Origin of the sequence: Lactobacillus sp. W8174, from assembly GCF_016100975.1 — a bacterium.
Lineage (GTDB): Bacteria > Bacillota > Bacilli > Lactobacillales > Lactobacillaceae > Lactobacillus > Lactobacillus juensis.
This window is the reverse complement of record NZ_JACFRN010000006.1, coordinates 24,450-38,657: the sequence shown is the minus strand read 5'-3', so window position 1 is coordinate 38,657 and position 14,208 is coordinate 24,450. Positions and strand designations below refer to the sequence as shown.

19 protein-coding genes and 1 other RNA gene are annotated in these 14,208 nt (G+C 35.2%); all 20 read left to right on the top strand.

The annotated features are described in order from the left end of the window. Positions 1 to 243 precede the first annotated feature (243 nt). The 20 genes from H3U49_RS08610 (at position 244) to tsaD (ending at position 13,906) form a co-directional block, all read left to right on the top strand. Positions 244 to 1,203, top strand: coding sequence for an SLAP domain-containing protein (locus H3U49_RS08610; protein WP_198181005.1), 960 nt, complete (start codon positions 244 to 246; stop codon positions 1,201 to 1,203). 30 nt (positions 1,204 to 1,233) lie between these two features. Next, entirely contained in the window at positions 1,234 to 1,872 is a 639-nt protein-coding gene (locus H3U49_RS08605; protein ID WP_198181004.1) for a hypothetical protein, read from the top strand. A 2-nt stretch (positions 1,873 to 1,874) separates the two neighbouring features. Next, complete coding sequence (locus H3U49_RS08600) at positions 1,875 to 2,645, top strand: hypothetical protein (protein WP_198181003.1); 771 nt, start codon at positions 1,875 to 1,877, stop codon at positions 2,643 to 2,645. A gap of 120 nt (positions 2,646 to 2,765) precedes the next feature. Continuing rightward, positions 2,766 to 3,386 (top strand): class I SAM-dependent methyltransferase, encoded by a 621-nt coding sequence (locus tag H3U49_RS08595; protein ID WP_198181002.1) that lies wholly within the window; start codon positions 2,766 to 2,768, stop codon positions 3,384 to 3,386. Next, positions 3,386 to 3,895: a tRNA adenosine(34) deaminase TadA gene (tadA, locus tag H3U49_RS08590; protein ID WP_232347684.1), complete on the top strand. Its 510-nt coding sequence runs from the start codon at positions 3,386 to 3,388 to the stop codon at positions 3,893 to 3,895. Before H3U49_RS08595 ends, tadA begins: the two co-directional genes overlap by 1 nt. A gap of 28 nt (positions 3,896 to 3,923) precedes the next feature. Beyond that, an RNA gene (gene ffs, locus H3U49_RS08585) (signal recognition particle sRNA small type) lies at positions 3,924 to 4,017 on the top strand. A 57-nt stretch (positions 4,018 to 4,074) separates the two neighbouring features. Further along, on the top strand, positions 4,075 to 5,880 hold the full coding sequence (gene dnaX, locus H3U49_RS08580; protein ID WP_198181001.1) for a DNA polymerase III subunit gamma/tau: 1,806 nt from the start codon (positions 4,075 to 4,077) through the stop codon (positions 5,878 to 5,880). A gap of 20 nt (positions 5,881 to 5,900) precedes the next feature. After that, entirely contained in the window at positions 5,901 to 6,230 is a 330-nt protein-coding gene (locus H3U49_RS08575; protein WP_198181000.1) for a YbaB/EbfC family nucleoid-associated protein, read from the top strand. Next, positions 6,231 to 6,830: a recombination mediator RecR gene (gene recR, locus H3U49_RS08570; protein WP_198180999.1), complete on the top strand. Its 600-nt coding sequence runs from the start codon at positions 6,231 to 6,233 to the stop codon at positions 6,828 to 6,830. Beyond that, a complete protein-coding gene (locus H3U49_RS08565) occupies positions 6,830 to 7,060 on the top strand; it encodes a YaaL family protein (RefSeq protein ID WP_034980307.1) in 231 nt (76 codons plus the stop codon). The genes recR and H3U49_RS08565 overlap by 1 nt, the downstream gene beginning before the upstream one ends. Before the next feature lie 102 nt (positions 7,061 to 7,162). Beyond that, positions 7,163 to 7,810 carry a dTMP kinase gene (gene tmk, locus H3U49_RS08560; protein WP_198180998.1) on the top strand — a complete coding sequence of 216 codons (648 nt, stop codon included), beginning with the start codon at positions 7,163 to 7,165 and terminating at the stop codon, positions 7,808 to 7,810. A gap of 5 nt (positions 7,811 to 7,815) precedes the next feature. Next, positions 7,816 to 8,139: a cyclic-di-AMP receptor gene (locus H3U49_RS08555; RefSeq protein ID WP_198180997.1), complete on the top strand. Its 324-nt coding sequence runs from the start codon at positions 7,816 to 7,818 to the stop codon at positions 8,137 to 8,139. Further along, a complete protein-coding gene (locus H3U49_RS08550; protein WP_198180996.1) occupies positions 8,139 to 8,999 on the top strand; it encodes a DNA polymerase III subunit in 861 nt (286 codons plus the stop codon). The genes H3U49_RS08555 and H3U49_RS08550 overlap by 1 nt, the downstream gene beginning before the upstream one ends. Positions 9,000 to 9,008: 9 nt before the next feature. Further along, the gene (yabA, locus tag H3U49_RS08545) at positions 9,009 to 9,344 is read left to right on the top strand and encodes a DNA replication initiation control protein YabA (RefSeq protein ID WP_034980509.1); all 336 of its coding nucleotides are present in this window, start codon (positions 9,009 to 9,011) and stop codon (positions 9,342 to 9,344) included. A gap of 12 nt (positions 9,345 to 9,356) precedes the next feature. Further along, a complete protein-coding gene (rsmI, locus tag H3U49_RS08540; protein WP_198180995.1) occupies positions 9,357 to 10,211 on the top strand; it encodes a 16S rRNA (cytidine(1402)-2'-O)-methyltransferase in 855 nt (284 codons plus the stop codon). Between the two features lie 8 nt (positions 10,212 to 10,219). Beyond that, a complete protein-coding gene (locus tag H3U49_RS08535) occupies positions 10,220 to 10,957 on the top strand; it encodes an acyl-[acyl-carrier-protein] thioesterase (RefSeq protein ID WP_198180994.1) in 738 nt (245 codons plus the stop codon). 55 nt (positions 10,958 to 11,012) lie between these two features. Further along, positions 11,013 to 11,531 carry a folate family ECF transporter S component gene (locus H3U49_RS08530; RefSeq protein WP_034980295.1) on the top strand — a complete coding sequence of 173 codons (519 nt, stop codon included), beginning with the start codon at positions 11,013 to 11,015 and terminating at the stop codon, positions 11,529 to 11,531. Between the two features lie 27 nt (positions 11,532 to 11,558). Further along, the gene (tsaB, locus tag H3U49_RS08525; protein WP_198180993.1) at positions 11,559 to 12,305 is read left to right on the top strand and encodes a tRNA (adenosine(37)-N6)-threonylcarbamoyltransferase complex dimerization subunit type 1 TsaB; all 747 of its coding nucleotides are present in this window, start codon (positions 11,559 to 11,561) and stop codon (positions 12,303 to 12,305) included. Continuing rightward, complete coding sequence (gene rimI, locus H3U49_RS08520) at positions 12,289 to 12,840, top strand: ribosomal protein S18-alanine N-acetyltransferase (protein WP_198180992.1); 552 nt, start codon at positions 12,289 to 12,291, stop codon at positions 12,838 to 12,840. Before tsaB ends, rimI begins: the two co-directional genes overlap by 17 nt. A 16-nt stretch (positions 12,841 to 12,856) precedes the next feature. Further along, the gene (gene tsaD, locus H3U49_RS08515; protein WP_305067092.1) at positions 12,857 to 13,906 is read left to right on the top strand and encodes a tRNA (adenosine(37)-N6)-threonylcarbamoyltransferase complex transferase subunit TsaD; all 1,050 of its coding nucleotides are present in this window, start codon (positions 12,857 to 12,859) and stop codon (positions 13,904 to 13,906) included. Positions 13,907 to 14,208: the final 302 nt, after the last annotated feature.

Below are 14,208 nucleotides of genomic sequence, written 5' to 3'. Positions count from 1 at the left end.
AGTTTTAGTACTAGACTATTTATTAGTTTAGTGCTTTTTTGATTAATGTAGTACAGGCATGGTACGAAAATTTTTGATAAAAATATGTTTAACTTATATATTTATTTTTGTATATACTAAAATAAATTGTTCTTAAAAAATTATCAAATTATAATGTAATTTATGTTGATTAATTAATACTTAAGAAATAGAATTTAAAGTGCAACTAGTTAATATAATTTTAGATGAAGGAGAACTTTAAAAATGAATTCTAATTATAATAAAAAGCATCAATTGAGTAGAAAATTAATAATAAATGCGACAATTTTAGGGCTACTTGGGGGAACTGCCTTAACTATTTTGCCAAAGCAGTCACAAAGCATTCAGACTGTTCAAGCAGCTTCAGCAGAAAAAGCTAAGTTGACAAAGAAGGCATATATCTATAATAAAAAAGGTCACCGCTTAGAATTAAAAGCTTACAAAAAGGGTAAACGAGTAAAAGTTTATGGCACAAAATATATTAAACATCGTAAATATTACAGAATAGGCAGTGGTTTATACATTGTCGCTGCAAATGCTAAATTTATAAAGTCTAAATTACCAAACAATGTTTCAAATTCTAAAGATAACAATAGTTCTACTAGTAAGCCCGTAGAAGACGATTCTTCATCAAATAAATTATATAAAGTGGGTGAATTTGGTGATTGTAACTTAACATATTCTCCAGCAACTAGGACCGTACACATTTCTGCGTATGGCGAAAACAATACTCTTGGTTATGATGAGAGTATTGCGGATAAGATAAATGGAGCTAAGCTAAACAAGGGAAATAACTTAAAAATTAGTGAAGTAGAACACATTAGTATAGATACAAATGTTTCTTTGAATGAATATTCTTCATATTACCTTTTTTCTAACTTTGCTAATTTGCAAGATATTTCGGGACTAGAAAAAGTATACGCTGGTAAATGTACTGATTTTGACAGTATGTTTGCTAATGATCCTAAATTAGAAAAATTAGATCTAAGTAGTTGGGATTTATACGCTTTGGAACATGAAGATGATGTTACTACAAAAAATATGTTCTTTGGTGACAGCGGGTTAACTGAGCTCAACTTAACTGGATGGGATATTAGTAATGTAAGTGATGCTAAAGGCATGTTTGATGGTGTTAATCCTGCAGCTATCAAAGGCTTAATTCAAAAGACGCCTAAACATAATTAAAGCAAGTCATGAATTTATCGGGGGTATACATTGAAAAATTTTTTAAAATTACTTGCTAAATTTAGTAATAAATTTTTGCTAAGTCTTACCTTAATTGGAATTTTTGCCGGTAATCTGGTAGAAGCGAATTCTATTCATGTTGTTAAGGCGGCTACTGGAAATAAATATGGATTTGTAAAAAAATTTCAAGTTCCAAAAAAATGGCGAGGACAGTGGTATAAATATAATAACAAAAATGATTTTTATACGATGCGTTTATATGCTCATGGGCTAGTTGCTAAAAGTACTTATGATAACTATGTCCACAGTAAAGGTGTTTATAATCCGCTATGGGTTATAGGCAAAATTAAGGGCAAAAATAAATATCCTTGGCAAATGCCATTGAAATGGGTTGGTAAAAATAATAAAGGCTACACAAATAATTATGCTGGCTATTGGATAAAGCGGAGTAATAGAGAATGGATTGTAGAAACGTCTCCTCTTACAAAATTAGGTGAAATTTCAGACTATCGTTTTCTATCTTTACATTCTTTCAAAGTAAAAGATAAAAAATACTATGCCTTGCTAGGGTCAGGTGAAGATACAGAAAAAGTTTACTTCGAAACTAAAAAATTAGCCAAAAAATTTAGCAACTATAATTTCAATAATATTAAACGTCCTTTGAGGTAAAAATGAAACATCTTAAACCTGCCAAAATTTTGGCTTACATAACTATAGGATTAGTCAGTCTAGCCTTGCCGTTTACTGCAAAAAGCTCTGAAATAAAGGCCTCTTATAATGAATACAATTATTATAGCCTTAAGCATCTAATTCCAAAAAAACATCCTAAAAAGTATGATTACTGCTATAAACTACAAAAAAAGGCCTCTAAAAAAGCCTATGCTAAGAATCCTTGGATTCATATGAATGGTTATGTTGTCACCGATCATAGTGGATATACAAAATACACTAAAAATATGAAACCAGTTAAATCTTCATATTATCCGAGATTTAAACAATTAAAGGCTCACGCGGTTAGTGCCGACTTTTCAAAAGGTAACTTCATTATGCACTATAAAACTAGAGATAATGCAATAATTCATGGCATAGCTTTTAAGAAAAAGCAGAACATCAAGGTCAAAAGAATTAAATTAACTCCTAATATTTTACTTAAAGCTTTTTATAAAGACTTTATTGATCCAAAAGGTGGTTTTAAATTAAAAAAGGGTAACGAAACAGATTTTCTTGCATCTAAAAAGCGAAAACACTTTTATCACAATTGGAAGATTGATACCTCTGATACTATGAAAGATACTGTAGCTGATTTTATGGATACAGTTCGTTTTGGTGATGTTGAGATAAATGATCCCAGTTACGGCTATCATTATATATTCTTTAAAATAGATAAATTTAAAAAATATAAAAACTATGTGAAGTTTCGCATGCTTTACGGTATTTATTAAAATCCAAGAAACTAATTATGTTGGAAAAATATCTTTTAAACATAATTAGTTTTTTTATATTTGCAAAAATTTACATGTCCGCTAAAATTATCTGGATAAGGTTTTAGAAATGAGCGAATTATGACTGAAAAAGAAAACCAAATGTATTTTACTGAGAATCCCACTTCTCAGCATGATGTTCACATAATTGATTATCAAGTCAATGGCATTGATCTCAAATTTACCACTGATGCCGGGGTTTTTTCGAAATTACGGGTGGATTATGGCTCAGGTGTTTTGATTAAAAAAATGGTTGACGTTGAATTTCCTCCAAGTAATATTTTAGATGTTGGCACCGGATATGGACCAATCGGTCTTTTTGCAGCTAAATTTTGGCCAAAGCAAACAGTAGAAATGATAGACGTTAATGAACGTGGATTGGACCTGGCGAAAAAGAATGCTGAGCTTAACCATATAGATAATGTTGCCATTTTTTCCTCTGATACTTATAGCAATATTTCATCAGCAAAGAAATATGGCTTAATTCTGACTAATCCACCCATTCGAGCAGGTAAAGAAGTTGTTTCAAATATTTTGTCTGGTGCAAAAAATCATTTGGTAACTGATGGGGTTTTACTAGTAGTAATTCAGAAAAAACAGGGTGAACCGAGTGCCCGTAAATTATTAACAAAAACTTTTGGCAACTGTACTATTTTAAAAAGAGATAAAGGCTACTACGTTTTGCAGGCGGTGAATAATTAATGCCATTTTCAAGTGCAGAAAAAAAAGACTTTATGCAATTAGCTTTTCAGCAAGCAAAAAAAGCCCAAAATTTGGGAGAAGTTCCAATTGGAGCTGTAATTGTTGATTCTGCGGGTAAAGTTATAGCTACTGGATTTAATCGTCGTGAGCTTGATCAAGACTCTACCCAACATGCTGAAATGATTGCTATTAGGGATGCTTGCAATAAACTTGGTACTTGGCGTTTAATAGACTGCAGTTTGTTTGTCACCCTAGAACCCTGTCCCATGTGTGCTGGTGCAATTATCAATTCTCGTCTTAAGAACGTATATTTTGGGGCACTTGACCCTAAAGCTGGTGCGGCAGGCAGCGTAGTTAATCTTTTTGATATTGAAAAGTTTAACCACCATCCCAACGTTATTCGGGGACTATACCGTGAAGAAGCGAGTCAGATGTTAAAAGATTTTTTTAAAGAAATTAGGCGAAAACAAAAAGCAGAAAAAGACATCGGCAAAAATTTCGCAAATTAGTGGAAAAATACCTTAAAATACGTTAATATATCTTATGGGCAATGTTTGACCTCCAAAGCGTGTCAGGACCGGAAGGTAGCAGCACTAAGGTTGCTCGGGCATGTGCCTTTTATTAGACAATTACAAACTCTTAACTCTTGCGAAAGAGTTAAGAGTTTTTTACTAGGGAAGACTGATCAATGGCTTATCAAGCGTTATACCGCAAATGGAGACCCCGCACTTTCGATAGTGTGATTGGTCAAGATGATATTACGGAAACTTTGAAAAATGCAATTAAGCGCGGTACAATCTCCCATGCCTTTTTGTTTGCTGGACCACGGGGAACTGGGAAAACTTCATGTGCCAAAATTTTGGCTAAGGCATTGAATTGCAGCAATTTGCAAGATGGAGAGCCCTGTAATAAGTGCGCCAATTGTCTTGCAGCCGACAAGGGCGCAATGGCAGACATTGTGGAGATCGATGCGGCTTCCAACAATGGCGTTGATGAAATACGTGATATTAGAGATAAAGTTAAATACGCTCCAACTCAAGGCAAATACAAAGTTTACATTATTGATGAAGTTCATATGCTGTCAATGGGGGCGTTTAATGCTTTGCTTAAAACTCTTGAAGAACCACCGGAGCATGTTGTCTTCATCTTGGCCACTACGGAATTGCAAAAAGTGCCAGCGACTATCATATCAAGGACTCAGCGTTATAATTTTAAGCGTATAACTCAAGCTGACCTTGAAAAAAGAATGAAGTATATTCTTGGGCAAGAAAAAATCAGTTATGATGAAAAAGCCTTAGCCGTAATTGCTCAGGTAGCTGACGGTGGTATGAGGGATGCCTTAAGCATCTTAGACCAACTTTTAAGTTTTGACAAAAACAAAGTTGAATATGATGCGGCTCTTGAAATAACAGGTTTTGCTGATAAAGAAAAGATAGAACAGATTTTATTAGCAATTTTAAATAATGATACAACTGAAGCATTGTCTTTGGCGCAGACAGAACTTAAAAATGGTGCCAGTTCCAAAAACATTTTAGATGAGCTCATTGAAATGGCGACTGATGCGTTAATGGCTGTAAAAACTAAAGACAATAGTCAGAAAACCTTTTTGAACGCTGACTTTGTACAAAAAATTCATGACGTTAATTCTGAACGTTATTTCCAAGTAATTGCTGCGGCGAATACTGCATTAAATGATTTGCGCTATACTAATCAGCAACAGATTCCACTAGAAGTATTTTTAGTTGAATGTGCTGGCAAACAAAATAGCAAAGTAGGTTCTGAAAATGTTTTGGCTAGTTCAGAAAGTCAAAGGAATGCAAATACTGATTTGACTAGTGAATTAGAGGCATTAAAAAAGCAGGTTTCAAACTTAACTAAAAAAGTTTCTAATTTAAGCAAAAAGCAAACTCAAAATAGCGATAAGATTTTTCATCTTGATAGTGCAGTTTCTGATCGAATTGATACTAATAAAAGTAAAAATGCCAAAGCAAAAACTGCTTCCAAACCTAAAAAAACAATTAGAAGTAGAAAAAAGGCTAATGAACAAAATCGAAAACAAGTTTATCATGTCTTAGAAAATGCCACGAAGGATGATCTTGTGGCTATCAAAAATGTTTGGCCAGATCTGCAGTCAGTTTTGGGCGTATCACAACGAGCTCTGCTAGATGTCCTAGAACCTGTTGCAGCCAGTTCAGATCAGGTAGTAATGAAATGCAAATATACTCTTTGGTTTGAAAAAGCCAGCGAAGATGGCAATTTGTTAGATGTATTGACAGATGAAATTGCTAAATTTACTAAGCATAGCTATGAAATAGTGCTGGTACCTGATGAAGACTGGTCCACTGTGCGGACAGAATTTTTGCAAAAGCATGGTAAAGAACTGCTTAATAAGCAAAAACAATCAGATTCAGGACCTGAACAAGACGAGTCAAGCAATCAGATTGTAGAAAAAGCTAAAGAGTTATTTGGTGACACAGTAAATGTTAAAGACTAAAATTTAAAGGAGAAAATAATATGAGTAAAAGACCTAATTTTGGTGCTATGGGCGGCATGAATATGCAACAAATGATGAAGCAGGCTAAGAAGTTGCAGGAGCAGATGGCTCAAGAGCAACAAAATATAACTGCACAGGAATTTGTAGGCAAATCAGCAGATGACTTGGTTGTAGCTACTTTTAGCGGGGATCGCAAATTGAAAAATATTGCTATTGATAAAGATGCGATTGACCCCGATGATCCTGATATGTTGCAAGATTTGATTATTGATGCGGTCAATAAAGGATTAGCAGAAATTGACCAAGCTACCCAGCAAAGTTTAGGCAAGTATACGAAGGGCATGATTTAATTGCAGTATCCAGCACCAATTGCGCATTTAATTGATTCTTACATGAAATTACCTGGTATTGGTGAAAAAACAGCTACAAGGCTTGCATTTTATACTTTAGATATGCCAGATGACGACGTTCATAATTTTAGTACTGCGTTGGCCGAGGTGAAAGAAAAACTTCATCGTTGCTCTATTTGTGGCAACATAACAGAAAAAGATCCTTGTGCTATATGTGGTAATCCTGAACGTGACCAGTCGACCATTATGGTAGTTGAGCAGCCAAAAGACGTGATGGCTTTTGAAGATATGGGTGAATATAACGGGTTATATCACGTTTTGCACGGAGTTTTGTCCCCAATGGATGGTATTGGCCCAGAAGAAATTAATATTAAGTCATTAATTGTTCGTCTGCAAAAGCAGGATCGCGTAAAAGAAGTAATTTTGGCTTTAAATTCGACCCCAGAGGGAGAATCAACAGCCATGTATATTAGTAAACTAATCAAGCCAGCTGGTATTAAAGTAACAAGGCTAGCTGCGGGATTGGCAGTAGGCAGTGATATTGAATACGCTAATTCAATTACTTTGAAACGAGCAGTACAAGGGAGAACTTCAATCTAATGGCACGTAACAAAATAAAAAATATGGGTGATGAGTGGCTCATGACTACTATTGAAAACTTACAGGAACAGATTGCTGTTCAAAAAAATCTTGATCCGACAACGCTTGATATGTCTGAAGACAATGTAGTGACAGGTAAGATTTTAAGAGCCAAGTATTCCTTTTTATATGATGAAGCGCGCCACCGTCATACAAGATTTAGTGGTTTTACCAATGCAATTTCTGACTAAAGTCCTTTTTCAAAAGGGCTTTTTATTTTGATTAAAAATTAAAAGTACGTTGGGGTGTTCATATAAAGAGAACTCTTGTAAAATAGAAACATGGAGAGTTTTATGAAGAGTTATTTTATCAGTTTTGAAGGACCGGATGGGTCAGGAAAAAGCACAGTTTTAAAGCAAGTTGTGGCGGAAATTGGGCCTAGACTTAAGACACAATATCTAGTAACCCGGGAACCGGGAGGCTCAAAAATTGCTGAGAAAATTCGCCAATTAATTTTGGACCCGGTTAATGAAGAAATGTCTGCCAAAACTGAAGCTTTGCTTTATGCAGCTTCTCGCAGCCAGCATATGTTTGAAACTGTGATGCCAGCTCTTAAAGCAGGCAAAATAGTTTTTTCAGATCGTTTTGTTGATAGTTCATTGGCCTATCAGGGTGCAGGACGAGAATTAGGTATTGCTGCAGTAAAACAGATTAATGATTTTGCTACCAGTAAAATTGAACCCGATCTAACTATTTTTTTGGACGTTAAGCCGCAAGTTGGATTAGACAGAATTGCTAAAGAGCGAGCTGGTCAAGAAGATCGTTTAGAACAGGAAAAATTAAATTTTCATCAAAAAGTTTATCAGGGTTATCAAGAAGTAATTAAGGCTCATCCTGAAAGAATAAAGGTTGTTGACGCAAATAAACCCTTTAATTTAGTAGTAGAGGATTGTGTTAAAATAATTGCAAACCGATTACCAGCAGATTTGTTAAAGGACTGATTAAAATGAAGTTAATAGTTGCAATTGTACAAAAAGAAGACGCTAATAGATTACAACATACATTTGTCAAGGAAAGCATTCGCGCGACTAAGCTTGCTACAACTGGTGGATTTCTTAGCGAAGGAAACACCACCTTTTTAATCGGTATAGACGATAAGCATGTCAAACAAGTTTTACGCATCATTAAGGAAGAGTCTAAATCCCGTGAAGAATATATGAACCCTAATTTGGTAATGACAGGTTTTGAGATGAGTAGCCAACCAGTTAAAATTACAGTTGGGGGAGCTACATGTTTTGTTTTGCCTGTTGAAGAATTCAAGCAATTCTGATGCTTGTCAATATTAAAGAAAGAGGCAAGAAACAGTCTAAACTTTTGCGTCAAGCTTTTGAGCAAAACAAATTGGCGCATAGCTACTTATTTGTTGATGCCAACGAAATCCAGGCATTAAATACGGCCTATTGGCTAGCTTGCCTTTTTAATTGTAACGGTGCTGAAAAGCCGGATGGTACTTGTCAAAATTGCAGGCAAATTATTTCCGGCAACCACCCTGATGTGTTACTAGTGGAACCTGAGGGCAAGCAGAATTTGGGAATTGATCAGGTGAGGCTTTTAAAGGAAGAATTAGCTAAAAGTCCAGTTCAAAGCAATGTACGTTTCTTTATTATTAATGAAGCCCAGAAATTAACTTTGCCTGCTGCTAATGCTTTACTTAACTTACTGGAAGAACCTATTGCACCCGTTGTTACTATTTTAATCACAAATAATACTGATCAAATTTTGCCAACGATTCGTTCACGTACACAGATTATTAATTTTACGCTCAATCAAAAAGAACATGGTAAAAGTGAAGAATTGCTGGCAAATGGTTTTAGTCCAAGTGAAGTTGACTCACTGGAAGATACTGCTAAGTTGGATAAAAATGCCAGATATTTTTACCAAGAAATGATTGAGCGTAACTCATTATCCCTTGTGAGTGCGCACCAGTTGGCTGAACTGGCAAGAAGCAAAAGTGAACAAAATTACGTTCTCTTTTTACTAAAGAAATGGGCTCAAACAGAATTAAAAGGCAATAATCAAGAAATCGGGGCAAGGATGTTAAAGTATTTGCTTGAAATTGACAAAATGCAATACAGCAATGTCAGTTTTCGCAATTTACTGGATTTTCTTGCTTTACAATGGAAAAGGTAGGTGTTTAAGGTGGATTCTTATTCAAAGTTAGAGCAACTTCATGATTCAATGGTTAGCATGACCAAAACAATCGAGAGTTTAGAAAATAGTATTTTGGAAACATTAAAAGAAAATACGGAATTAAAAGTAGAGAATCAGTTGCTGCGTGAAAAAATGGACAAAATGAATAATGCCCACAATAGCACCGTTAAAACTCAGAGTGGCCTTGAATCTTTGCGGCAAATATACAGCTCAGGCTATCATATCTGCAATATGTACTATGGCTCTCACCGTGATCCTAATACTGACTGCATGTTTTGTTTGGATATTCTTGATAATTTTGGAGAGAAAAAGAAAAAACATTAAAGGATTGATTAAATGCAAAGGCAAAGTAGTTATGACCAAGACAGAGGCAAACTTTTTTTAGTGCCAACTCCTATTGGTAACCTTGAAGACATTACTCTTAGAGCAAAAAGAATTTTACAGGAAGCTGATTATATTGCTGCTGAAGATACTAGAACAAGTGGAATTCTGCTTGAAAAAATTGGGGTTCATAATCATATGCTTTCCTTTCACAAATATAATTCAAAAGAAAGGGCACCGGAATTAATTAAGTTAATGAAGGATGGTGCGGTTATTGCTGAAATTAGTGACGCTGGGATGCCTGTCATTTCAGATCCGGGATACATTTTAGTGCAAGAATGTATTAAAAATAATATTCCGGTAGTGCCTCTGCCCGGTGCTTCCGCATTTACTACTGCCCTAATTGCCTCTGGCTTTGATGCCCAACCTTTTACATACTATGGCTTTTTACCCCGAAAAAAAAGTGAACAACAGCTTTTTTTTGTACAAATGAAAAAAGCACGAGCTACCTCTATTTTTTATGAAGCACCACACAGATTGATAAAGACTCTCAATAATATGTCCGAAGTACTGGATTCTGAACGAAAAATTGTTGTTGCAAGGGAGCTTACTAAAATTCATGAAGAATTTATTCGTGGTACAATCAGTGAGGTTACAGATTATTTTGAGCAAAATGCTCCTAGAGGTGAATTCGTTGTTTTAGTTTCTCCTAATACTATTGAAGAAAAACAATTGTCTTGGTCAGAATTGATTAAATCGGTAAACCGATTGGTTGACAAAGGAGAAAGTAAAAAATCGGCGATTAAGACAGTAGCTCAAGAAAATAATGTCTCAAAAAATGAGCTATATGAACGTTATCATCAAAAGTAGGTGAAAGTATGAAGTATAGTGAAAAACATATAGTAAATTATTATGAGTGTGATGAAAATAAAAGTTTGAAATTACCTGCAATGATTGATTTAATGATGAGCGTTTCAGAGCATCAATTGGACTCAGGCAATGGCAGTACAAGTGCGTTAACTAAAAGAGGATTAGGCTGGGTTGTAACACAATATCATATTGAAGTGGCACGTCTGCCCAGACCAAATGAAGAAATTACGCTCACAACCGAACCATTTGGCTATAACCGTTTTTTAGAATATAGAAGTTACGTTTTTACAGATCAAAATGGCAACGAGCTGATAACTGTTAAGAGCGAATGGGTTTTATTTGATTTACAGACTCGTAAACTCGTTTCTACAGATAAAGAAATGATGGCTGAAATTGGCGTTCCACTTCTAAAAAAATTACCTCGTTTCCCTAGGCTGCGAGTTCAGGATGAATATCAACATGAGAGACAATATCGGGTCCGTTATGATGATTTAGATACAAACCATCACATGACCAATGGCCACTATTTTAACTGGTTTATTGATACTTTGGACCGTAATTTTTTGGAAAATCATGTTGTCAAGACTATTGATATTAAATTTAACCTTGAAGTGCGCTATGGAGAAACCCCATATTCACGTGTAAGCATAATTAAAGATGAAAACGGTGTTAAATCATATCATACAATTGCGGATGATGACAAAAATGATAAAGCTGTTTGTGAACTAACTTGGCGCAAATTATAATATAATTATTTTTTGTGTTCTTACACAAATTAATTAAAGAAAGAAAGTGCTGAAAATGACTATTAAAGAGATGCTTAAGGTCGAATTGCGTGATCTTGTCCTTTTAGGAATTATCGTGGCAATGAAAATTATTCTTAGTCGTTTTACAGTTGGAACAACTATTGTGCATGTTAGCCTCGGATTTATAGGCAGTGTAATGCTAGGATATTTGTTTGGACCAGTATGGGGCAGCATTGGTGGTGGAATTAGTGATTTGGTTTCATCAGCTCTATTTGGCAATCAAGGAGGGTTTTTCCTTGGCTTTACATTGAGTGCAATGATAGGTCCCTTTATTTATGGCTTGGTTTTTTATCAAAAGCCAGTTAAAATATGGCGAATAATTTTAGCAACATTGTTAGTAACTGTTGTTGTTAATATAGGTTTAAATACGCTTTGGGTTCACCTTCTTTACGGGATGGACTTTCGCGTTGTCCTTATTCAACGAATACCTAAAGAAGCGATTACTCCGTGGTTAGAGATGATTATTAGTTACTTTGTATTAAACGCCATTTCACGCGTGAGAATCAAAAGGTAATTTTGAAAAGAGTATAAAAATTTTAGAATGAAAATTTTGAGTATGTCGACTGCGACAAATAATTTAAGCGTAGCTTTAAATAATAATGGTGAGACTATTGCGGAAAAAAATGAGTATGATGCCCGCAATCATAGTGCTCATTTGGATCCCTTAATTGATCAAATTTTAAAAGAACATAATCTGAAATTAGCTGAAATTGATCGCTTTGCCGTTGCGATAGGACCAGGTTCATATACAGGTTTGCGAATAGGTGTAACTACTGCTAAGATGTTTGCCAGCATATTACATAAGGATGTAATTGGTGTGTCTACTTTACAGGCTTTAGCTTCTAGTTGCAATGAACAAGCAACGTTAATAGTAGCAGGTATAGATGCTCGCAATAATAATTATTTTGCCGGTGCTTATATAAATAAGGAAAATGGTAATGTACCTGTCTGCGTGATTCCCGATGGTCACTATCACATTGATACTCTTTTAAGTGCAATATCCGAATATTGTACAGCTAACAATTTGGAAAGAGTGACTTATGTTGGGACTGGCTTTGAAAAGCAGGAAGAAGCTATAAAAAAGACAAATATTTCTTTCAGTTTGGGCACGGAAAAACAGAATGTTGTTCATGCCGGTTTAATAGGTAAGCTGGCTTTGAATGCTCAACCTGATGACCCTGATCAATTATTGCCGAATTATTTGCGGCGCACGCAAGCTGAAATTGACTGGCATAATAAGACAGGGGAAGCCTATAAACCAGATAGCAATTATGTGGAAGAAGTTTAAACATTTTCGGTCTTTTTGGCTTTTAGCAAAAGAAGAAAAGTTTATTAAGTTTGTCCCAGAAGAAATCACTGTGAATCAATCTAGTCTGAGTATCAGGCAAGCCCAAGTTAAAGACATTTCTGCAATATTGTTGTTGGAACAAAGTCTTTATCGGGGGAAACAACCATGGAATTCAAAGGCTTTTCATACTGAAATAAGTAGAAATGATTCACTTTACTTAGTGGTATTGCAAACTCAGTGTGTCATTGGCTTAATTGGTGTGCGCTTTGACGGTAGTAATGCACATATTACTAATCTGATGGTTGATTCAGTCTGGCAAAAAAAGGGTATAGGTACTTATTTAATCAAAAAAGTGATTGAAATTGCTAAAAATAAAAACTGTAAAGAACTTAGCTTGGAAGTAAAAGATAATAATTTAAATGCTCAAAATTTATATTATAAGTTAGGTTTTACAGTGAGTTTTGTGTGGCCTAATTATTACCAGAGGTCGCATCAAGATGCTTTTAACATGGTGCTTAAATTGGCAAGTGACTAAAAGAAAGGAAATTAAGTTGGTAAATAAAAAAGACATCCGTATTTTGGCTTTTGAAAGTTCGTGTGATGAGACTTCGACATCTGTTGTCAAAAATGGCAGAGAAGTGGAAAGTTTGATAGTAGCTACTCAAATTAAAAGCCATCAACGTTTTGGGGGTGTTGTTCCTGAGGTTGCTAGTCGTCATCATATTGAAGTTATTACTCAAATTACTAATGAAGCACTGAAAGAAGCACACGCAGCTTGGAAAGATATTGATGCAATTGCGGTAACCTATGGACCCGGTTTGGTAGGTGCCCTTTTAATTGGTGTTAGCGCGGCAAAAGCTGCTTCAATGGCTACAGGTATTCCTTTAATTGGCGTTGATCACATCATGGGTCACATTATGGCAGCTCAGTTAAAGGAAGAAATCTCTTATCCGGCTCTTGCTCTGCAAGTTTCTGGCGGTCATACAGAAATTGTATTGTTAAAAGATTCAACCCATTTTGAAATAGTTGGCGATACTAGGGATGACGCGGCTGGAGAAGCTTATGATAAAATTGGCCGAGTTTTGGGGGTCAATTATCCAGCTGGTAAAACTATTGATGAATGGGCTCAGAAGGGAAAGGATACCTTTGATTTTCCGCGAGCAATGATTAAAGAAGATGATTATGATTTTTCTTTTTCTGGTTTAAAGAGTGCTTTTATTAATACCTATCATCACGCTGAACAAATTCATCAAGACCTGAATAAATATGATTTGGCTGCCAGTTTTCAAGCTGCAGTAATTGATGTTTTAGCAACTAAAACAATTAGGGCAATTAAACAGTATGCTCCAAAAACTTTTATTATGGGTGGAGGGGTTGCCGCTAACCATGGTTTACGTGAAAGAATGAACCATGACATAGCAAACCTGCCTCGGAATTTACAACCCAAAGTAATTTTGCCAGAGTTAAAGTTGTGCGGAGATAATGCTGCAATGATTGGTGCTGCCGCCTATAACTTGTACCAAGAAGGAAAATTCGCTGATCTTACTTTGGATGCTGATCCATCTTTAGAATTACCTTACGCATCAGAAATGTTGCAATAAAAGAGTTTGGGGGAAAAAGAAGGTCAGTGATCTTACTAAAAGAGCCGGCAAACCACTAAAAAAAGTGGTTTGCCGGCTTTAGTTTTATTAAGTTAAGGGGGCTAGCATTTTCCTAGACCCTTTTTTATCATTGTACATTTTAAGGTCAAAGATTTTAAACATTAACTTTATGAATTTTTATAGTTTGGACAATAATCTAGTCATTTCTAAAAAATTAATAAAGCAATTCTTAGGTATCACGATACTAACACTCAAAAGTTAGTACCAAGTACAATCATCAATATGCTAGTATTTTGTATTGA

Coding starts and splice junctions, on each gene's coding strand:
- H3U49_RS08550 (WP_198180996.1), top strand. CDS start 8,139: ATGCTTGTCAATATTAAAGAAAGAGGCAAGAAACAGTCTAAACTTTTG.
- tmk (WP_198180998.1), top strand. CDS start 7,163: ATGAAGAGTTATTTTATCAGTTTTGAAGGACCGGATGGGTCAGGAAAA.
- H3U49_RS08575 (WP_198181000.1), top strand. CDS start 5,901: ATGAGTAAAAGACCTAATTTTGGTGCTATGGGCGGCATGAATATGCAA.
- tsaB (WP_198180993.1), top strand. CDS start 11,559: ATGAAAATTTTGAGTATGTCGACTGCGACAAATAATTTAAGCGTAGCT.
- rsmI (WP_198180995.1), top strand. CDS start 9,357: ATGCAAAGGCAAAGTAGTTATGACCAAGACAGAGGCAAACTTTTTTTA.
- H3U49_RS08610 (WP_198181005.1), top strand. CDS start 244: ATGAATTCTAATTATAATAAAAAGCATCAATTGAGTAGAAAATTAATA.
- H3U49_RS08565 (WP_034980307.1), top strand. CDS start 6,830: ATGGCACGTAACAAAATAAAAAATATGGGTGATGAGTGGCTCATGACT.
- rimI (WP_198180992.1), top strand. CDS start 12,289: ATGTGGAAGAAGTTTAAACATTTTCGGTCTTTTTGGCTTTTAGCAAAA.
- H3U49_RS08600 (WP_198181003.1), top strand. CDS start 1,875: ATGAAACATCTTAAACCTGCCAAAATTTTGGCTTACATAACTATAGGA.
- dnaX (WP_198181001.1), top strand. CDS start 4,075: ATGGCTTATCAAGCGTTATACCGCAAATGGAGACCCCGCACTTTCGAT.
- tadA (WP_232347684.1), top strand. CDS start 3,386: ATGCCATTTTCAAGTGCAGAAAAAAAAGACTTTATGCAATTAGCTTTT.
- H3U49_RS08595 (WP_198181002.1), top strand. CDS start 2,766: ATGACTGAAAAAGAAAACCAAATGTATTTTACTGAGAATCCCACTTCT.
- H3U49_RS08530 (WP_034980295.1), top strand. CDS start 11,013: ATGACTATTAAAGAGATGCTTAAGGTCGAATTGCGTGATCTTGTCCTT.
- H3U49_RS08535 (WP_198180994.1), top strand. CDS start 10,220: ATGAAGTATAGTGAAAAACATATAGTAAATTATTATGAGTGTGATGAA.
- H3U49_RS08555 (WP_198180997.1), top strand. CDS start 7,816: ATGAAGTTAATAGTTGCAATTGTACAAAAAGAAGACGCTAATAGATTA.